Raw genomic sequence first — 20,501 nt, forward strand, 5'->3', positions numbered from 1 at the left:
CATGACCATTTTTAAAACCGAAGCAAAATTTGAGCAGGCTTTTATTGAGGTTCTCACCCAAAAAGGGTGGGAGCCTGAAATCCTCAAAAACAAAACTGAGGCCGAGTTACTGCAAAACTGGGCAAACATTTTGTTTGAAAACAACCGCCAACAAGATCGCTTAAACGATGTGCCGCTGACTACCACTGAAATGCAGCAGATTATTGAGCAGATCAAAGAGCTGAAGACGCCGCTCAAACTCAATGGTTTAATTAATGGTAAGACGGTCGCGATTAAACGAGACAACCCTGATGACTCGCTGCACTATGGCAAAGAAGTCAGCTTGAAAATCTATGACCGCCAAGAGATCGCTGCTGGTCAAAGTCGTTACCAAATTGTGCAGCAACCTAAGTTCGAACGAGGTAGCCCGTTACGTAACGACCGTCGTGGTGATGTGCTGTTGCTAATAAACGGTATGCCCGTTATTCATATTGAGCTAAAACGCAGCGGCGTTCCGGTAAGTCAAGCGGTCAACCAAATTGAAAAGTACTCTAAAGAAGGCATTTTTAGCGGCCTATTTTCGCTCATCCAAGTCTTTGTTGCCATGGAGCCTGATGAGGCTAAATACTTTGCTAATCCGGGGATGGATGGCAGATTTAATCCCGACTATCAATTTCATTGGGGAAATTATAATAACGAGCCTAAAAATCACTGGAAGGATATTGCATCTGATCTGCTATCGATCCCGATGGCGCATCAGTTAATTGGTTTTTACACCGTCGCTGACGATAGCGATGGCGTACTTAAAGTCATGCGTAGCTATCAGTATTACGCCGCTAATGCGATATCGGATCGAGTTGCTAAAACCAACTGGAAGCAGTTAGGTGGTGTAAACAATAAAGATAGGCTGGGTGGTTATGTATGGCATACCACAGGCTCTGGTAAAACCATGACCAGCTTTAAGTCAGCACAGTTGATTGCTCAATCAAAAGACGCCGACAAAGTGATCTTCTTAATGGATCGCATTGAGCTTGGTACTCAGTCTCTCCTTGAATATCAGGGTTTTGCAAGCGATGGGGAAGTGGTACAAGCCACCGAGAATACTCATGTACTGGTGACTAAACTAAAGAGCACCGCTCCTGCTGATACCTTAATTGTTAGTTCGATTCAAAAAATGAGTAATATTTTTGAAGAGGCGGATGATGAGGGCGTCGCAACAAACTCGGCTGATATTGAAAAAATTCGTGATAAGCGCTTGGTGTTTATTATCGATGAGGCGCACCGCTCAACGATGAGTGGAGGTACAGAAGATAAAGAAGGCATGTTGGTAAGGGTGAAAAAAACCTTCCCGAAAGCTCTCTTTTTTGGTTTTACTGGTACGCCCATTCATGAAGAAAACCAAGTTAATAGTAATACGACCACTGATGTCTTTGGTAACGAGCTGCATCGCTATAGCATCGCTGATGGCATCCGTGACGGTAACGTATTAGGCTTCGATCCTTACAAAGTCTCTACCTTTAAGGACGGCAAACTTAGAGAAAAGATCGCCTTACAACAAGCTAAGGCTGACGCGGTTACTGATGCGATGGCAGAACCTGTCAAAAAGAAAAAATTTAATCACTTTATGAATGATGTGCCGATGGCGGGTTATAAAGATGCCACAGGCAAATATCATAAAGGCATTGAAGACTATGTTCCTAAAAGCCAATATTTGACGGACGCTCACCAAGAAAAAGTCGTCGCTGACATTTTAGATAAATGGGATGTGCTTAGCCAAGGCAATAAGTTTCACGCCATTTTAGCCACCAATAGTATCGCTGAAGCGATTGATTATTATCGCCGTTTAAAAGCAGACAAACCTGAGCTAAAAATATCGGCCCTATTTGACCCTAACATTGATAACGATGGTAGTGGTGACCGTGGCCCGACGTTTAAAGGTGACGGTCTAGAAGAGATTATGGCCGATTATAACGCCCGCTATGGCCTAGAGTTTGATTTTGCTCGTCATTCGGCCTTTAAAAAAGATATCGCTGCGCGGCTTGCTCATAAAGAACAGTACAAGAATATTCACAAAGAGTCTTCAAAGCAGTTGGATCTACTGATCGTGGTCGATCAAATGCTGACTGGTTTTGATTCCAAGTGGTTGAATACCTTGTATTTAGATAAAGTGATTAAATACCAGAATATTATTCAGGCTTTCTCGCGTACTAATCGTTTGTTTGGTCCTGACAAACGTCACGGTATTGTTCGTTATTATCGCTATCCACACACCATGGAGAGGCACATTAATGATGCTGTCAAACTCTACTCTGGCGACAAGCCTATTGGGCTGTTTGTTGATAGGTTGGTAAGTAATATTGACCTTATGAATGGGGTGTCGGCGGATATCTCTGAACTGTTTGCTAGCGCTGGTATTGAAAATTTTGAAACACTGCCAGACGATGTCGAGCTTTGTGCTAAGTTTACCGAATTATTTAATACCTTTAACAAGCACCTAGAAGCTGCCAAAGTACAAGGTCTGAATTGGGAGCAGTCTACCTATACTGACTCATTAGAAGGCGAGAGCGGTGTTGAGCGCGAGGTCACTCTGGCTATTGATGAACTCACTTACATGAGTTTAGTTCAGCGCTATAAAGAGCTTGCTGGCAAAGGGGGCGGCAATGGTGAAGGAGCAGGTGGTGATGTCCCATTTGATATCAGTGGTTATTTAACTGAAATTGACACTGGTAAAATCGATGCCGACTACATGAATAGCCGCTTTGATAAATATCTAAAAGAGCTTAATCAACACCAAGACTCTACCAGCGTTGAAATAACCCTCAATGAGTTACATAAGTCATTTGCGTCACTTAGCCAAAGCGAACAAAAGTATGCCAAGCTCTTTTTGCACGATTTGCAGCGTGGAGATGCGCAGTTAATTGAAGGTCATACTTTTAGAGACTACATCAATGACTATCAAAACCAGAAGGAACAGCTACGAATTGCCGCTATTGTTGAGGCTCTTGGTTTAGATAGGGATTTACTTCTTCAGTTGATGAATGGTGATGCTAATGAGCAGAACATTAACCGTTTTGGTCGCTTTGATACGCTGAAATCAACGGTCGATAGAACTAAGGCAAAAGTCTATTTTGAACGTCTTGAAGGCGCGACGATCCCCCCGTTCAAACTGAACATGCGCATTGATAAGTACCTCCAAGAGTTTATCTTTGGGCAAGCGGAGGATTTTCTGGAAGATAGTCGAATAGACACTCACGAAGAGAGCCAAAATGTTTCCCCTAAGCCGTTTGTTTTTGGTGGTATTAAGCTCTATCGAGCAAACCAAGTTCTAGAGCTTGAAAACGCTGTTGAGTTGGGTTCAGTTACCTTTAAAACAGATACCTTGTATGAAGACAATCCCGCTTCGTTATTATCAACAGGCTGCTACAGTGAGCTAAAGGAACTTGGGGTGGTGTCTTCTCATGTTTTAGATACGACGCTGACTGCACTTTTAGAGCTTGAACTGGTCACAAAAGATCTTGACCTTCCTCTTTATCAAGAAGGTCAGAGTGGCATTGTTTGGGCCCTCAAAGAGGCAAGAGAGGGGAGCGTAGTTGACGAGTTCATTGCTGTTGTTGTTCAATATGCTGGAGATGAAAGCTATAAGCCATTTATCGAAAATGTTATCTACGATGGTGCAAAAAGCGTTCTGTTTGCCAGCTTTGTTGTATTGCCAAAAATGGCATTCAGCAAACTAAAAGCTAAGCATGAAGAACAAAAAGAGCGTAATGCTGAAAAGTCTGCAATTGAAACTTCGCCAAACGTCATTGATTTTAAAATGAATAAGAAGCTAGCAGAAAAATGGAAAGGCAGTCAGCACTAACATTGGGGACAACCACAACATAAGCTGAATGCAAAACTAGGGGAGCTCACCTTATAGTAGCTCCCCGTTATATTCAAAATTAACCTCGAACATTCGCAAGTAATGGTATGGACACTGCCCATCTCAATAACCCGATGCTCAACTAGAATTGGTTGAAGATAAGGTGAAAATGAAAACAAAAACAAGGTGGTTTTATGGGGCGCTCACTAAGCAAAGCACTGCTATCCCTAATTAAATTAATGAGTGATGTCATAGCCAAGTGATTTGTATTGTTAGGAACAGCTATTGACATCAACCCCAAACGAAAATGACCGGAATGAGTAGCGGTATGGCCAGATATTTACCAGATAACTATACGAACCAAGAATTAGATTTAAAAATAGAGTTAGTCAATCCTGCCATGGCTGAAGTTTATTACACCCCTCCTGCCGATGAGTTATGCATGCTCGATGGGGATGTTGGTGAGTATAAAACTCATATAGCAACATTCTATATACAGTATAGCTGCATATCGATATACCCTATTATTACTCTTTTTCCGCACACTGAGTACTTAAAACCTAAGTATACTAACATACGTGAAATAGTAGTTCATATGGAGGATGTGGAGTTACCTGAAAGTTCAAATGATGTGGAGGCACAGCTACTTGATCTTCCAAGTGGCTTTGTGAAGGATATCAGATATGGTCTTGGACTTACAAAGGAGTACCGATTCATTATTGATGCCGTCGAGCGGTTCACTGAATGCTCTATGTTAGAAATTGGATCAGATAAAGAAACTGGCGAGAGTGAAGGCTGTTTTTACTTGAGCTGGAGTGATTATGAGGATATGCGTAAGGTCTGTAATCGATTGACTAACCGAGCTAGAAAAGCAGCTCGTCTCACTAAAGAACGTGCAACCTACAACCATCTAGCATTACGCTTGGGAAGGCCGCAGAAAACGAAAGAGCTGACTAATGATGTTATTTCTAGGATGTTGCGTTTAAATATATCACCTTCGGATAAGCAATCCGCACTAGAGCTTGTTACTCAGGATAGGTCTGCTATTTCAGCATCAACGCCAGAAACATTGGGAAAATTACGGTCAGATATCGAGTTAGTCACTCTGGAACGTCTAATCGAACAGTTCGAAGAACTACTTGGAAAAAGAACTAAAGAAGATACTTGGCAGAAGTTGTTTAACGAGAATCCGTTCATACTTTCTCTGACGTTTGGGTATCCAGCCATTAAGGTACGAGATCAAGCTTCTGTAGGTGGTAAACGTTTATCCGGGAATGGAGAAAAAATTGCTGATTACTTATTAAAAAACCGAATTACAAATAATCTAGCAATAGTAGAAATCAAGAAACCATCAACTCAGCTTCTACATAAATCGGTATATCGAGGGTCCGTGTATTCAGCGAGCGCAGATTTATCAGGTTCTGTAACTCAAGTGTTAGATCAACGATATCATTTAGAGCAAAATATCGCATCTATCAAAATGAACTCTAGAGTTTACGATATCGAGTCTTATGCGATAAATTGTGTCTTGGTTATCGGGATGTTACCTAGCGATGATGATATGCGAAAGTCCCTTGAATTGTATCGACGTAACTCAAAGGATGTACATATTGTAACATTTGACGAATTACTCCTGAAGCTTAAGCAGCTGATGCAGTTTTTATCGTCAGAGGACGTCCGTGACTAAGGATAGTACGTAAAAGAGCGTTTCTATCGAAAACATAGGGGCAGTTTTGTTATTTGCTCAGAGACGCTTACGATAAACGAGCCAGTTTGTCACTTGCTTATTTAGCAAAGCACTTAGCTCATAATGTTCAGAAACCGTTACCGGCAAGCTGCATTTTTTTATCTAAAGCCGAAGATATGTTGTGAAAAAGAGCAGGAAGCCACATGGCTTCCTGTACGTTATTATTTTACCCAGCTAATTTTAATCCCTTTCGTCCTGCCAAAGAAACATTCCCTTCAGCCGCAGCAGTAATATGCTCACTCCACCAGCTCATCATTGGTCGCCTGCGTTCGATGTAGTCTGTGCGATTGTATGCGCTTCTAACTTGGTTCTTATCTACGTGAGCGAGTGCGGCTTCAACTTCATCAGGACCAAATCCTTGTTCATTGAGCGTTGTACTTGCGAGGGATCTCAAACCGTGGCTCACTAGTCGGTTCTGAAACCCCATTCGTTTCAAAGCCATATTAGCAGTCTGGCTATTACAAGGTTTTTTAGGATCTCTGTCTGAAGGGAACAGAAAATCTCGATGACCGTTAATTGGTTTAAGTTCTTCTAATAATGCAATAGTTTGCTCAGTTAGAGGTACTTTGTGCTCTTTTCTTTTTTTCATCCTTTCTGCTGGGATAATCCAAAGTTTGTTTTCTAAGTCGATTTCTTCCCATTTAGCACCTGCTGCCTCGGCAGGCCTACTCATCGTGTGTAGTTGCCACTTAATTAAAAAACGAGTCACTTTCTTAATAGACGCATTAGCAATAGCATTCATCAGTTCTGGTAGCTCATTGGGCTTCAGAGCTGCCATATTTTTTTTCTTCGGTTTTCGAAATCCAGAATAGATTTTATCAATAGGGTTATAGGTGAGCTTACCGACGTTAACGGCATATACCATTATCTCGTTTAAGCGTTGGCATAAGCGTTTCACTGTTTCAAGACTACCTTTAGCCTCTAAGGGTTTTAATTTCTTGATAACGGTTTGAGCATCAATCTTAGAAATAGGGTAGTTGCCTAAATCAGGAAATATGTGTAGTTCCAAAGAACGCCAGATATCATCAGCATAGTTTGGCGTGACACTCTCTTTTTTTCTTTCAAACCACTCTTTAGCTAAATTGAGTAATGTGTCTTCTAACTCTTTTTGCATTTCAGAAAGTTTTGAGTTTCGGGCTTCTTTTGGATCTATGCCATCAGCAACAAGCTCCCTTGCTTCTATTGTCTTTTTACGGGCATTAGCTAGGGATAATTCAGGGAAGGCACCTAAACCCATGTTGATGCGTTTTTTAGTAATAGGGTGGCGGTAATTGAAGTTCCATAACCGAGAACCATTTGTCCTAACTCGTAGCTGTAAACCGTCACCGTCTGAAAGAACATAATCCTTCTCTTTAGGCTTTGCGTTGGTAATCGCTTTACTTGTTAGTCTAGTTGCTCTAGTTCCCATGGGGCCAACTCCTCAAATAAATGGTATTCCAAATACTAGCATTTATTGCTTGGAATACCACGTGGAATACCAAAGAGTATGGAAGGTAGAGAACGCTACGGACGCTGATGGACTATAAGTCATTGATTTTATTATATTACAGGCAAGAAAAAAGACGCCCTAGGACGTCTTTAAACTTATGATTGGTGGAGCTGGCGGGAGTTGAACCCGCGTCCGAAAATCATTCATCATTGGTACTACATGCTTAGTCGATCTTTAAATTCACCAACTACCTGCGAACCGACACGCTAGTAACTGACTATCCTGAATTAGTATTCGCCCTTTTCCTCTCAGGAGGGAAAATCCGGGCTAGCTAGTTTGGGTTTGATCCCTTGTTGTTCCCCGTCTTACAAGCGGAAGCTAGGGCAAGAGAGCTCTTGGCAGGTTATTAAGCTGCTAGTGCGTAGTTTTCGTCGTTTGCGACTATTTTTTTGCGGCTTTTTAACGTGGCAAACCGCACCACGGCATGCACCTCAGACTTCAGAATTCCCGTCGAATCCTGGATCAGCCCCAAGTGGTTCACGAGCATAGTAACAGAAAAGTACGCACTGTCTAGTTTCCAGTGGTTAAGTGTCGAATGTTTGTTCGTATTTCAGAGTGACGCGGTAAGTCTGCCTGTATATGGGGGCTAAATATTCAACACTGTGTAGCACTTATTGTTCAAGTATTTGATAAATACTTGAAAGTTGATGTAGATAATCAATACTGGACGTATAGATAACCATTGGTTAGCTGAAAAATGGATAACAAAAGGAAAGGAATAAATGAGTAATGTAAAATGGTGTCGTTCTCGCTCCTTATTCACAACGCTTATGTATTTGCAGCACGTAGTTAATACTGGGCTCGTTGCTGTACTTATAATGTTCACTACTCTTTTTTCTTTGCCATCTTATGCGCAGCAAACGCCTAGCATTACGGTTGTGGGAAATGGCCCCTTAGTGCCTCAATCTGCACGGCAATCCATTCCAATTAGTTACATGAATATGAACTTCGTCGATATTGAAATTCTGAAAGTGACCAACCCTAATGAGTTATTACAAAACTATTACCTGCTTGATCGTCTTTCCGCATGGGAATTGCGAGAAGTTCAGCATGCGTATAGCAGCGTATTTTCCGATCGCTATGAATTACCAAAAGCGGAACAAGATGTATTAACTTCAGCAAGGGTCCCTATTCCCCATACACTCTCATCCGGGTGGTATCTGGTGGTCGTCAAAGCGCCCGGTGACTATAGTGATTTTCAAGTGAAACATATGTTGCTTACCGATATTGGCATACAAGCAAGACTCAATAGTCATGAAGGTACATTGAGTGTTACTCGTCTATCAACTGGAGAAGCCGTGGAAGGGGCCGATGTTGGTCTAATGCAAGCCGGTGAATGGATTGAATCAAAACAGACGGACGAGAAAGGGCTAGCCCACTTTTCGAAAGAAAGCATCGATACCGATATGGTGATTGTGTCTAAAGGCGATGAGTACTCAATGCTGCCTATGCGAGAGGTGCCTCTTGACCTTTCTGAGTTCAATATTGGTGGTCGCCAATACAGAGAATACGAAGCCTATTTATACAGCAACCGAGATCTTGTTAAACCGGTTGAGAGCCTACCGATAAATATCTTATTAAGGGATAGTGATGGGCGAGCGTTTTTGTCTGAAGAGCGCGTTGACCAACTGTTTTTAACTGTCATTGACCCAGAAAAAAATGCGTTATTGCAGCAAGCATTACCATCAACGTTTTCTGGTTATTATACTTATAATCTCCAAACATCAACCAATTGGCAAATGGGTAGGTACACCGTAGAGGTGCGTATAGACCCAAGTGATCCTAACCCTATTAGCCAATACCATTTTCAACTAGAAGAGTTTGTGCCAGAGAGAATGGATTTGCTTATCTCTGATTTAGCGCCATTTGTTGTGGCTGGGCAGAATAATTCTGTGAATTTAGAAGGCCGTTATCTGTTTGGAACCCCAGCCGCCGGTAATGTGCTGAAAACAGAAATAACGTATCAGCCGGTACAACATTTTAACGGCAAATACCGCGACTTTTATGTAGGGAAGCGCTTTAATCTCGACCATTATTATCAAGAGCTTGATGATAAAAAACTGTCAGATCAAGGTACGTTGACGGTAAATCTGCCAACACCAAAGCACAATACCTTGAAAGGGCCTGTTGAAGTTGAAGCCAATTTTGCTTTACAAGAGTCGGGTGGGGCAGCAATACAGAGAAAAGTGCGCTTTACCACATGGCGAGATAGCCTTATCCCTGCGATTAAACCTGCCTCAGATTCTTTCGCTTATCAAAGTGAAGCTGAGTTTGAAATTGCCTTGCTTACTGCCGATGGGCAGAGCCTTAGAGAGGGACGGGTAGAGGTGAGCTTAGAGTACAACCAAGGGCCGTATTATTGGGTATATGAAGAGGGCAGCGGTTGGAGCCGTGAAGAACAGCAAGAATGGGTGAACATTTCTAAGAAAACAATAGAGTTGGCACAAGAAGCACAGAAAGTAAATTATGGCGTGGAGTGGGGAGACTACCGGTTAAAAGTGGTCGAACTTACTCAAGGCACTGAATCGATATATCCATTTTACGCAGGTTGGTATCAGGGTAATCGTCAGATTAAAATGAAACCGGGTCATCTCAATATCACTACGGATAAACGCAGATATAGTGAAGGCGATGGGTATTCAAACGTCACGGTTAATAGCCCAATGGCCGGTTCGTTACTGCTCACGCTTGAAGGTGATACTATGCTGTGGTCGCAGCGGGTTCAGGTTAAAAAAGGCGATGTGCAAATAAAAGTGCCGTTAGTCGATATTGAAGGTCAGCCACTTGAGCGACATGATATTTTCCTTACGGCTACGTTAACAGGGATATCTGGAGAAACACCTAAGCGTTACCTCGGTATTGTGCCTTTAATGTTAGATCGTAATCAGCGGGAAATAGCACTTTCTATAGAGCTGCCAGAGCGCATAGAGCCGATGAAAAAGCTCTCAATTCCTATCGAAGCTACCAATTTATCCATTGATACTCTAAGTGATACATGGGTAACCGTCTCGTTGGTTGATAAAGGCATCACCAACCTTACTCGGTTTATGCCAACCGACCCGTATCATTACTTTTTTGACCAGCGTCGATACAGTGCTGATATTGTGGATCTCTATTCAAGGCTATACGAGTTAAGGCCGGACCCCTTTGCTCAATCTCGTTTCGGTAGCGATCTTAATAAAAGATTAGAGAATAACAATGACGATTTAGTCGATAGTAAAACCATTGTATTAATGTCTCAGCCCCACAAACTTGTCGGTGGCAAAGTCGTTATTGAGCTAGATATCCCCGACTATAATGGCGAGGCTCAAGTCGTGGTGACCGCGTTTAACAATGAACAAGTTGGGCAACTAGTTCAAGATAACACCATTAGTATGCCTGTGGTTGCCGAGCTGAGTATTCCTCGCTTTGTGGTACCGGGTGATATCACGACAACAACGATCGATATTTTCAATAACAGTGGCAAAGATAAAACGTTCACGTTGGTGCTTGAGGCAAGCGAAAATGTAAGTGAAGCCGCCCCGTCGTATATCACATCCTTGTTTTCGGACGGTTCGTTATTTAAGAAAAAACTCAGGTTAGAGAACGGTGAACGATGGAGCCAAAATGTCGCATTTATTCTTGATTCTGACAATTTAACAGAGAGAGCGATACTGCAACTCAAGGTAAGTGATTCATCGCAAGAAACGAATATAGATCGTCAGTGGAGTATACCGATTCGTGCCGCTATGCCATGGGTTAGTCAGGCGAAATCTGTGAAGTTATCTGCCAATCAATCGTACCGTGTGCCTGCCTCTTTATGGAATGGTATGTCCGTTGTTCAAGGTCTAAGTGGGGAAGTTCATATCAGTGCAAAACCCATATTAAGCGTGACAGAACAAGCGAAAGGGCTATTACGCTATCCTTATGGTTGCGCAGAACAAACCACGAGTAAAGCATGGCCATTTTTACTTGACCATCCTGAACTACAAACCCTTCAAAATAGCGCGATACAGCAGCAATCGGAGTCCGTTAATAAGGCGAGTGATAAGCGAGAGCTCATTGCCGATGCGATTAGGCGTTTGAAGAATATGCAAAAAGAAAACGGCGGATTTGGGCTGTGGGATCGCTACGGACCTGAAGAGTATTGGCTTACTCTTTACATTACTGAGTTTTTGACAGAAGCCGAGCGTATTTACCCTAATATTGCGCCACAAGGGATGTTAGAAAATGCCTACAGACGTATTCAACAATACCTTAATGATGACGATGATGAGTCGAACTTACTTTCCAAAGTTTATGCTGCTTATCTACTGAGTGAGCAAGGGTTAATCAGTTATAGCGATATCAATTATGGGCACGATACCAGTGTATATAACACCGAGCTATCTCGCCTTCATCTCATTGCTACTTTTAATAATGTTGGGGCGACGAATACCGCCAAACTTGAATTAGAAAGTGTCAGAGCATCGCGAAACAATACTATCTATTATAATGATTATGGTTCCGATATTAGAGATTTATCCTTAGCGATATTGCTGCTAAATAACATCGCTAAAAATGAGGAACTAAGGAGCCTAGCACTCGCGCTTCAGGCTGACTACATTGAAGAAGTTGCCGCGAGTTCGGCAGAAAAAAACTGGTTAAGCACCCAAGAGCGTGCGGCGTTATTAAGAGCTGCAGTGCTTACAGAACAAGAAAACAGCAGCCAGTTATTATCCGTTTCAATTGATGAAAAAGTACAACAAAAAAGCGGTAAAATCAGCCAGTTGCTTGACGAAAATATGGAGATAACCAATCAGGGTGAAGATCCTATCTATCTTAAGGTGTTGGCTCAAGGTTATATGCAAAACATCAAGTTTATAGAGCCAGATCATTCGTTCAATACCATCAAGGTAATGCAGAGTGACAAAGTAAACAGAAGTTGGCGTGTGAATGGAAAATTGGTTGATGATGCGGATTCAGATAAACCGTTTCACAAGGTAGTGAATATAGGCGATAGAGTCACGGTTAACCTTTGGTTAGAATTAGATGAAACCATCAATAATGCGTTGATAGTGGACCGAATTCCCGCAGGTTTTGTGTTAGAGAACCCAAATCTTGGACAGGGTGTCACTATTTTCGAAGAACAAGAGCAAGAACATGAGAAAAAGAAGGAGCGACATAGCGATAGTCTCCATACAGAATATAGACACGATCGATTCGTTGTCTCTACGCATTTAATTAAAGGAAAACAGTATCGATACGCCTATACCATGCGAGCTGAAGTGCAGGGGAAATACACCGTGCCACCTATTTATATCGAATCTATGTACCAACCAGAAAAACATTATATAGGTGGGCGAGCCGCTTCAATTTCGCACCAGCAGCACAGAGTAAGCATTAAGGCGTTGCAATAGGATATGCCACGTTTTCGGCAGCTATATCGTGGCTTGATTATTGGCCTTGTGTTATTTACCGGGATGGTGGGATTGTTGAACCACTTGTATCCGTTGCCAGAGTTATATCCCAACGGCCATTCAACGGTGGTGACGTCTCGACATGGTGAGGTGTTGCGATCATTTGCTAACCGAGAAGGTATACACAGTTATCAAGTATCATCCGATCACGTTGATGGGTTTTACCTTGATGCTTTGTTGAACTACGAAGATCGCTGGTTTTACTATCATCCAGGTGTTAATCCATTGTCACTTATTAGAGCGACATGGCAATGGATTGACAATGGATATGTTGTCTCTGGTGGTTCAACCATTACCATGCAGGTTGCGCGACTCATTGACCCTCATTCGCGTTCTATTTTGGGAAAAATAAAGCAGGTATGGCGAGCCTTTCAAATAGAGTGGCGCTATAACAAAGAAGAGATACTTAATTACTATCTTAACCTAGCGCCATTTGGAGGAAATATTCAAGGTGTAGAGGCCGCCTCGCTACGCTATTTCAATAAGTCCGCAAGAAAGCTCACCAAAAATGAAGCGGCGCTTTTGGTCGTATTACCACAACGCCCTTCATTAAACCGACCAGACAGATACGCTGAGCGCGCTAAAGCAATGAGAAATAAAGTGCTCGCGCGCCTGACCAAAAATGGCCTTATTTCGCAAGAAGAATTTCAACTATTAGCGAAAGAATCGGTAAAGGTAAAGGAAGATGTGTTGCCTTTACTTGCGCCTTTGCTAAGCAGAAAATTGCAAAGAGAAAACCCCAGAAGTACCGTGATCACGACAACCATTGACTATGAACTTCAACAAAAAGTGACCAAGTTAATGTCACGTTTAAAGTATAGCCTGCCAAGAAAAACATCATCGGCGGTTGTGATTGTAAACAATAAGAACGCAGAGGTTCTTGCTTATCAAGGTTCGGTGGATTTTACCGACCAGCAACGATTTGCACACGTAGATATGGTACAAGCCATTCGCTCGCCGGGCTCGACACTCAAACCTTTTATCTACGGCCTTGCGTTAGATCTTGGCATTATTCACAGTGAGAGCTTACTTAGTGATATTCCATCATCGTTTTCTGGCTATAAACCGAACAATTTAAGTGGCGAATTTATTGGTGCTGTGAGTGTAAGTAATGCACTAAAACTTTCCCTTAATGTTCCGGCTATTCAGGTGTTCAATCGTGTTACTCCAGAAGTGTTTGATGAAAGACTGGCTCAAGCGGGTGTTCATCTTCAACATAAAAAAGCGAATCTGAGTGTTGGCCTTGGCGGCACAGGGACAAACTTAATGGTTTTAGCGAGCTTGTATCGTTCGTTAGCAAACCATGGGTTAGTGAATGATTTGAGATTGATGAAGGATCAGCCATTGAATAATGCAAAACCATTACTTAGCGATGCAAGCAGTTGGATCATCTTTGATACGTTAAGTGACCTTAGCGCTCCGGATCGAGTGGTACCAAGCGCGAGAAGAAAAATAGCGTGGAAAACAGGAACCAGTTACGGTTATCGCGACTTTTGGTCTGTAGGGGTTAGCTCTGATTATACCGTAGCGGTATGGGTTGGGCGACCGGATGCAAGCCCGTTAGTTGGTTATCTTGGAGCCACTCAAGCGGCACCAATAATGTTTGATGTGTTTGATTTGTTACCAAGGGATATCAGCAAGATTAAACAACCCGCTTTAGTGAGTAAGGTGCTAACTTGTTGGCCAAGCGGACGGTCTTATGCCAGTAATTTGAATGGGCCTTGTCTAAGAAAGACGCAAAGTTTAACCATTAATCGATTAACGCCACCTAGTATGCAGACTAATGGAAGTTTTGTTATAGGTGATCGGTGGCCAGAAGCGCTTAATACATGGCAAAAGAAGCATTCGATACTCGTAGATAGCGCTCAACAAGCTAAAATTGCCATTACCAGCCTGCGAACGGGTCAACATTATTATCAATCGCAACTGGAGTCTTTGCCGTTAACCGTAAACAGTGAAAGGAAAGAGGTTCGGTGGTTTGTTAACCATCAACCGTATTTTAAGAAAAAACTCGTTCTTGCTGAGTATAAGAACGAGGTTAAAATAAGTGCCTGTGTGAAAATGATTTGCGATCAAAAAATCATTCACGTGCATGAATAAAAATAGAGTGCCGCTCTTGGAGAGTGGTACTCTATTTCACGTCAAAACGAAAATGGTTAACGCAACTTACTCTTCATAATCCGAGCTTTATCGCGTGCCCAATCTTTTTCTCTCATATCAGTGCGTTTATCGTGAAGTTTTTTACCCTTCGCCACACCAACTTTGATTTTGACCCAAGAACGCGACCAATAGAGTGTTAATGCGGCAAGTGTCATGCCTTCTCTGTTGATTCGTCCAAACAGGTTGTCCAGCTCTTTTCTAGAAAGCAAAAGTTTGCGGACACGAGTCGGGTTAGCAACAACATGCGTTGATGCCTGATTTAAAGGGGTAATGGTCATCCCGCTGATAAAGGCTTCGCCGTCTCGCATAAAGACATAGCTTTCTGCGATATTAACTTTACCTTGACGGAGTGATTTTACTTCCCAGCCTTGAAGCTCCAAGCCAGCTTCTACTTCATCATCGATAAAGTATTCGTGGCGAACTTTCTTATTTTGAGCAATTGTATTGCTCGTAGTTTTGGATTTTGAATTTTTCTTTGCCATAATGGCGCTATTATACGGATTGACCCTCTATTGGGGAAACCTTATTTTTACTTTCCGCGTTGATAAATAATAATAATCCTTGTCGTTAGATGAGCAATAGATGTTACGAGAAAATTTATGCCACAAGTTAGACGTTCAGCACTCGTCTCTTTTAGTACAAAGCAGATGTACGATCTCGTCAATGACGTAGACAAGTACCCAGAGTTTTTGCCAGGTTGCTCAGGTTCAAAAGTACTTGAGAAGAGTGATAACACCATGAAGGCGTCGGTCGATGTATCGAAAGCCGGTATTAGTAAAACCTTTACTACCATTAACCGCTTAACCAAAGATACCGTCATTATGATGGAGCTGGTCGATGGGCCGTTTAAGTCTTTGAAAGGGGGCTGGTATTTTACCATGTTAGATGAGTACGCCTGTAAGGTAGAACTTAAGCTGGATTTTGAGTTTTCTAGTCGTCTTGTTGAAATGGCATTTGGTAAAATATTTAATGATTTAACGAATAATATGGTCAATTCTTTTACTCAAAGAGCCAAACAGGTTTATTAGTCGACCTGAAAAAGGAGATATCCCGAGTGATTCATGTAGAAGTGGTGTATGCCCTACCAGACGAACAGCGTGTGTTTACTCAGCTAGTGAGTAAGGAGCTAACGGTAGAAGAGATAATAAATCATTCTGGAATATTGGAGCTGTATCCCGAGATCGATCTTAAGAAGAATAAAGTGGGCGTATATAGTCGCAATGTAAAACTGGATGCTACCGTTCGAGATAAGGACCGAATAGAGATCTACCGACCATTATTGGCCGACCCTAAAGAGATTCGGCGTAAAAGGGCTGAACAGGCGAAGGCAAAAGGTAATGCGGATTCTGTGACCGGTGGTAAGCCAAATGAGTCTCGAAAAAATGCAGTGTAAACAAGTCCTTCTAACCGCTATTTTACGATAGATGTGACGATACAAATAAAACCCTCACTTGCGCGTAATGCTGTTTGGTTAAGGTTATCGATACCTATTGCCCTAAGGAAACTAGTGTCATCTCCACGAGACCAGCGTCATCTCCACGAGACCAACGTCATCTCCACGAAACCAGCGTCATCTCCACGAAAACCAACGTCATCCCCACGAAAACCAACGTCATCCCCATGAAAATGGGGATCTAAATTCATCCAGATTCCCGTTTTCACGGGAATGACGAGAGGTTAGAGTACTGACCGGACGGTATTACACTTGCGAGGGGATAGTGTTATTTAAATAGCCGATTATCTAGTTCAAGCCTTCGAAAAACTTTTCACCAGTAGGGAAGTCTCCCTCAACAGCAAGCAAGGTTCCGGTGTCACTAAAGTTAACAAAAAGGTTTTTCTGAATAGGGTCACTATGGCCTTTTTGATGGTGATAGATGTAATACCACGTATTTGGGTATCCATTTTCTACCAGCATAGGCGAGCCCATCACATAACGAACTTGTTCTTTCGTCATGCCAAATTTCAATTGATCAACCGCTTGTTGCTCAATGTAGTTACCTTGATTGATATCTATCCGGTAAACCAATTTTTCTGCCAGAGAACAGCCTGTAAGCATTGTTAATGCTAGAGGAACGGCAACTAACCACTTCTTAAATCGCATAGTTGGAAATTCTTTATTAATAAATATATTCGCTAAAACTCGCCAGATGATAAACAAGGTTGGCCGAGAAGTAAAAGAGGTATTACCTCAAGTTGAATATAAGACCGCGAAATTTGCTATTGGTTGCAAAAATAGCGGCTATAAATAAACAGACGAAGAATTACTCAGCAAATTAAGCCGCCAATAGTTCTTTTGCGTTTGCTATGGTGGATTCGGTAATCTGGCTACCACCAAGCAAGCGGGCTAACTCAGAAACACGTTGCTCTTCGTTTAATGAATTCATCTGCGTTTCGGTCTTTCCTGCTTTAGTCTGTTTGGCGACAAACAACTGTTGATGACCACAACCGGCGACCTGTGGTAGATGCGTCACACAAAGGACTTGGGTCGATTCACCTAAAGTACGCAGCATCTTACCCACTACCGCAGCGGTTGGTCCGCTTATACCTACATCCACTTCATCAAATATCAGGCTTGGTGTATCCACTTTTTGAGCTGTGATAACCTGAATCGCCAATGAAATACGCGACAGCTCGCCACCAGAGGCCACTTTAGCAATAGGTTGCAATGGTTGGCCTGGGTTAGTAGAAACCAAGAATGTGACGTAGTCGATGCCAAGTGGCGTGGTGCGGCTATGATCTTGCTCTATGTTGATATTGAATTTGGCTTTTTCCATACTGAGTTCATGCATACTATGACTAATGAGCTTGTTGAGCTCTTTTGCATAACGGCTTCTGGATTTGCTTAGCTTTTCGGCACTAGTAATGAACCGTTGGTGCATAGCCTCTACCTCTTTTGCTACGGCTTCTAGCCTTTCATCCGAGCAGTCAAGATCGTCTATCTGTTTAAGCAAGTCTTGGTGGTGGACATATAAGTCATCGGCCAACACATGGTGCTTACGAGAAATAGACATCACTTTTGAAAAGCGTTCTTCAACATAGACCATTCTTTCGGGATTGATGTCGACGGTTTCTAGGTAGTGGCGTAGTTCGCTGCTGGCTTCCTCTACCTGAATAATGGCCTCGTTCAGCATGGAAGGCAGCGCGCTTAATGAGCTATCTAGATCCGCCAGATCGATGAGAACTTGGTTTGTTGATTGAAGAAGTTGTAAGGCATTTACCTCTTCACCCTCGTACAACGTGTGGATCGCCGATTGGCAACTAGAGGCGAGCTCGCCACTATTGGATAGACGTTTGTGTTCCTGTTCGAGTTCTACAAACTCATTTTCGCCAAGAGAGAGCTCATTCAACTCTTTGATTTGGTATTCCAAAAGCAGTTTCTGAGCTTGGTTTTCTTGGCTGTTCTGTGTTAATTCATCTAATTGATTTTTAACCAGACGCCACGCTTGATAATGGCTACGAGATTTATTGATTAATTCTGAATGCCCTGCATATTGGTCCAGCATAGAAAGTTGATAATCGCTCTTCATCAATTGATGGTGCGCATGCTGGCCATGGATGTTGATCAGGTGTTGCCCAAGAGATTTTAATTGAGAAAGAGGGACGGGACTGCCGTTAATAAAGGCTCTTGAACGACCGTCTTTAGTGATAACTCGACGAAGTATGCACTCACTTCCGTCAAGTAACTCATTGTCTTCTAACCAGCGCGTTGCGTGAAGGTTATTGTCGAGCTGAAAGGACGCGCACACCTCGGTTTTTTCTTCACCTTGACGTACCATCCCGGCCTCTGCTCTGTCACCAAGGCATAAACCGAGTGCATCAATCGCGATGGATTTACCTGCGCCTGTTTCACCAGTAATGGTTGTCATTCCAGTAGAAAGCTCTAGCTGAAGAGACTTAACGATCGCAAAATTATTAACACTTAAATGAGCCAGCATTTTAGTAACCCTGTATGAATGAACAACACTGTATAAAGAAACAGTATATACTGTTTCTTTATACAGTAAAGTTATCAAGGTGACTTTTTTGTGAGCGATTTTGTATTTTTGAGATCTGAATTTGCGCCAATGGTTTGCCACATTCTAAAAATGGTTCGCTACACCTTAGAATAGTTTGCTTGACCACCCAAGTTTATTACGTAGGACGTGGTAATAGCTGTAGTCTTCGGGGTGTATTAGCCGAAGCTTATTGGGGCTTTGAAATATGATCACTTCGTCACCCGGTGATACAGGCAAGGAAACTTGTCCATCACAGCTTATTTCTTGAATGCCTCTGTTGTCTGGAGAGACCATCAGTTTCACCTTGCTATTGCCGTCGACAACCAAGGGGCGGCTAGACAGAGTATGTGGGAACATAGGCACAATAGAGATGGCGTTGAGACTGGGCGAAAGAATAGGGCCGCCACCAGAAAGGGAGTAGGCTGTTGAACCTGTCGGAGTGGCAACAATCAGGCCGTCAGAACGCTGAGAAAAGGCAAAGGTATCATCAATATAGACTTCAAATTCGATCATACGAGCAATTTTACCCGGGTGAAGAACCACTTCATTTAACGCGGTATTATGGCTTTTCAGTTGACCATCTCGATATACCTCTGCTTCTAGAAGAAAACGCTCTTCTTCAACGAACTGTCCGTTAAGTACCTTTTGCAACGGTTCTTTAAATTCTTCAGGGTCAAGATCGGTTAGAAAACCGAGATTACCACGGTTGACACCGATGACAGAGATATCAAAACGGGAGAGAAGTCTTGCGGCACCAAGCATATTTCCGTCACCACCTACGGCAATAGCGAGGTCCGCTTTTGACCCAATATCGACTAAACTTGTAAAAAATTGGCCTTCGATATCATCAAGAATATCACGAAGACGATCATCAATAACGGCGTTATAACCCTCAGAGACAAGCCAATGGAACAAATCTTTATGAGTTTGTACCGCTTTGTGATCTCTTGGTTTTCCAATTATGCCAATGGTTTTAAAAGGCTTTTTCATGAAGATAATCCAATTAAAGATGAAAGGACGCGTTTAGCGCTTGAATCATTAATATCAATCCCCATAATAAAGGCAACTAAATCAAATACGCGAGTGTTTTATTTAAGTTTAGATGTCCGCGTCTCTTAAATTGATAACAAGACTTGCGTTAGAAACTAAATTCCGAAGTTTGGAGAAAGCATGAGTAACAAAGAAAACAAAATTGACCAAGAAGAACTAAATCAAGAAGCAGTAGAACAAGAACTCGATTCCGATGTGGGTGCTGTAGGTACAGATGGCGATATTGATTGGAATGAGACCGATGCAATTGATGAAGAAGAATCAAAGATTGCACAATTAGAAGCCGCACTACTTCAAAGTGAAATGCGAGTGAAAGAACAGCAAGAGTCTGTTCTACGCGCAAAAGCAGAAGTAGAGAACATGCGTCGCCGTTCTGAACAGGAAATGGATAAAGCACGTAAATACGCGCTGAATAAGTTTGCTGAAGAACTATTACCGGTTATTGATAACCTAGAGCGCGCTATTCAAGCGGCCGATGTTGAGAATGAAGCGGTGAAACCTTTACTAGAAGGTGTTGAGCTAACGCACAAGACATTTATTGACACTGTGGCTAAGTTTGGTCTTAAAGAGATTAACCCAGAAGGTGAGGCGTTTAACCCTGAATACCATCAAGCAATGTCGATTCAAGAGAGTGCCGACCATGAACCAAACAGCGTCATGTTTGTGATGCAAAAAGGTTATGAGTTAAACGGGCGAGTTATTCGTCCTGCAATGGTGATGGTTTCTAAATAACCTTCCTTCGGGATGCGATCTGTCCTGAATGCAACTTAGATAAGCTGGATAG

Annotated in this window: 12 protein-coding genes and 1 other RNA gene; 7 read left to right on the forward strand and 6 right to left on the reverse strand. The window is 42.4% G+C overall.

The annotated features are described in order from the left end of the window. Position 1 precedes the first annotated feature (1 nt). Entirely contained in the window at positions 2-3,838 is a 3,837-nt protein-coding gene (locus AACW90_RS13540) for a type I restriction endonuclease subunit R, EcoR124 family (protein WP_390235305.1), read from the forward strand. A gap of 328 nt (positions 3,839-4,166) precedes the next feature. After that, entirely contained in the window at positions 4,167-5,525 is a 1,359-nt protein-coding gene (locus AACW90_RS13545) for a Shedu immune nuclease family protein (RefSeq protein ID WP_390235307.1), read from the forward strand. Positions 5,526-5,751: 226 nt separating this feature from the next. On the opposite strand, the gene AACW90_RS13550 is transcribed toward AACW90_RS13545, so the two are convergent. Together AACW90_RS13550 and ssrA are read right to left on the reverse strand one after the other, a co-directional pair. After that, a complete protein-coding gene (locus AACW90_RS13550) occupies positions 5,752-6,993 on the reverse strand; it encodes an integrase domain-containing protein (protein WP_390235310.1) in 1,242 nt (413 codons plus the stop codon). 183 nt (positions 6,994-7,176) lie between these two features. Then, positions 7,177-7,544, reverse strand: a transfer-messenger RNA (tmRNA) gene (gene ssrA / locus AACW90_RS13555). Between the two features lie 252 nt (positions 7,545-7,796). On the opposite strand from ssrA, the gene AACW90_RS13560 reads away from it, so the two are divergent. Both AACW90_RS13560 and pbpC read left to right on the forward strand, forming a co-directional pair. Beyond that, positions 7,797-12,452 (forward strand): alpha-2-macroglobulin family protein, encoded by a 4,656-nt coding sequence (locus AACW90_RS13560; protein WP_390235313.1) that lies wholly within the window; start codon positions 7,797-7,799, stop codon positions 12,450-12,452. Between the two features lie 3 nt (positions 12,453-12,455). Further along, the gene (gene pbpC / locus AACW90_RS13565) at positions 12,456-14,612 is read left to right on the forward strand and encodes a penicillin-binding protein 1C (protein ID WP_390235316.1); all 2,157 of its coding nucleotides are present in this window, start codon (positions 12,456-12,458) and stop codon (positions 14,610-14,612) included. Between the two features lie 56 nt (positions 14,613-14,668). On the opposite strand, the gene smpB is transcribed toward pbpC, so the two are convergent. Then, positions 14,669-15,154 (reverse strand): SsrA-binding protein SmpB, encoded by a 486-nt coding sequence (gene smpB / locus AACW90_RS13570; RefSeq protein WP_195702414.1) that lies wholly within the window; start codon positions 15,152-15,154, stop codon positions 14,669-14,671. Positions 15,155-15,271: 117 nt separating this feature from the next. Here smpB and AACW90_RS13575 point away from each other — a divergent pair, with 117 nt between their 5' ends. Both AACW90_RS13575 and AACW90_RS13580 read left to right on the forward strand, forming a co-directional pair. Next, positions 15,272-15,700 carry an SRPBCC family protein gene (locus tag AACW90_RS13575; RefSeq protein WP_390235321.1) on the forward strand — a complete coding sequence of 143 codons (429 nt, stop codon included), beginning with the start codon at positions 15,272-15,274 and terminating at the stop codon, positions 15,698-15,700. Between the two features lie 17 nt (positions 15,701-15,717). Beyond that, positions 15,718-16,065 (forward strand): RnfH family protein, encoded by a 348-nt coding sequence (locus AACW90_RS13580; RefSeq protein WP_390235639.1) that lies wholly within the window; start codon positions 15,718-15,720, stop codon positions 16,063-16,065. A gap of 348 nt (positions 16,066-16,413) precedes the next feature. Here the strand turns inward: AACW90_RS13580 and bamE are convergent, their stop codons facing one another. From bamE to nadK, 3 genes are all read right to left on the reverse strand, one after another. Continuing rightward, positions 16,414-16,773, reverse strand: coding sequence for an outer membrane protein assembly factor BamE (gene bamE / locus AACW90_RS13585; RefSeq protein ID WP_390235322.1), 360 nt, complete (start codon positions 16,771-16,773; stop codon positions 16,414-16,416). Positions 16,774-16,945: 172 nt separating this feature from the next. Further along, positions 16,946-18,607 carry a DNA repair protein RecN gene (gene recN / locus AACW90_RS13590; protein ID WP_390235324.1) on the reverse strand — a complete coding sequence of 554 codons (1,662 nt, stop codon included), beginning with the start codon at positions 18,605-18,607 and terminating at the stop codon, positions 16,946-16,948. 165 nt (positions 18,608-18,772) lie between these two features. Then, positions 18,773-19,657 carry an NAD(+) kinase gene (gene nadK, locus AACW90_RS13595; protein ID WP_390235326.1) on the reverse strand — a complete coding sequence of 295 codons (885 nt, stop codon included), beginning with the start codon at positions 19,655-19,657 and terminating at the stop codon, positions 18,773-18,775. A 180-nt stretch (positions 19,658-19,837) separates the two neighbouring features. Between nadK and grpE the strand changes: the two genes are divergently transcribed. After that, positions 19,838-20,449, forward strand: coding sequence for a nucleotide exchange factor GrpE (gene grpE, locus AACW90_RS13600; protein ID WP_390235329.1), 612 nt, complete (start codon positions 19,838-19,840; stop codon positions 20,447-20,449). Positions 20,450-20,501: the final 52 nt, after the last annotated feature.

It is taken from the genome of Vibrio frigidus (genome assembly GCF_042465995.1).
In the GTDB taxonomy this organism is placed as follows: Bacteria; Pseudomonadota; Gammaproteobacteria; order Enterobacterales; family Vibrionaceae; genus Vibrio.

What these genes read in the sequence shown, in the direction of transcription:
- AACW90_RS13575 (WP_390235321.1), top strand. Translation starts at nt 15,272, where the DNA reads ATGCCACAAGTTAGACGTTCAGCACTCGTCTCTTTTAGTACAAAGCAG.
- AACW90_RS13545 (WP_390235307.1), top strand. Translation starts at nt 4,167, where the DNA reads ATGGCCAGATATTTACCAGATAACTATACGAACCAAGAATTAGATTTA.
- recN (WP_390235324.1), bottom strand. Translation starts at nt 18,607, where the DNA reads ATGCTGGCTCATTTAAGTGTTAATAATTTTGCGATCGTTAAGTCTCTT.
- AACW90_RS13560 (WP_390235313.1), top strand. Translation starts at nt 7,797, where the DNA reads ATGAGTAATGTAAAATGGTGTCGTTCTCGCTCCTTATTCACAACGCTT.
- pbpC (WP_390235316.1), top strand. Translation starts at nt 12,456, where the DNA reads ATGCCACGTTTTCGGCAGCTATATCGTGGCTTGATTATTGGCCTTGTG.
- nadK (WP_390235326.1), bottom strand. Translation starts at nt 19,657, where the DNA reads ATGAAAAAGCCTTTTAAAACCATTGGCATAATTGGAAAACCAAGAGAT.
- AACW90_RS13550 (WP_390235310.1), bottom strand. Translation starts at nt 6,993, where the DNA reads ATGGGAACTAGAGCAACTAGACTAACAAGTAAAGCGATTACCAACGCA.
- AACW90_RS13540 (WP_390235305.1), top strand. Translation starts at nt 2, where the DNA reads ATGACCATTTTTAAAACCGAAGCAAAATTTGAGCAGGCTTTTATTGAG.
- bamE (WP_390235322.1), bottom strand. Translation starts at nt 16,773, where the DNA reads ATGCGATTTAAGAAGTGGTTAGTTGCCGTTCCTCTAGCATTAACAATG.
- grpE (WP_390235329.1), top strand. Translation starts at nt 19,838, where the DNA reads ATGAGTAACAAAGAAAACAAAATTGACCAAGAAGAACTAAATCAAGAA.
- smpB (WP_195702414.1), bottom strand. Translation starts at nt 15,154, where the DNA reads ATGGCAAAGAAAAATTCAAAATCCAAAACTACGAGCAATACAATTGCT.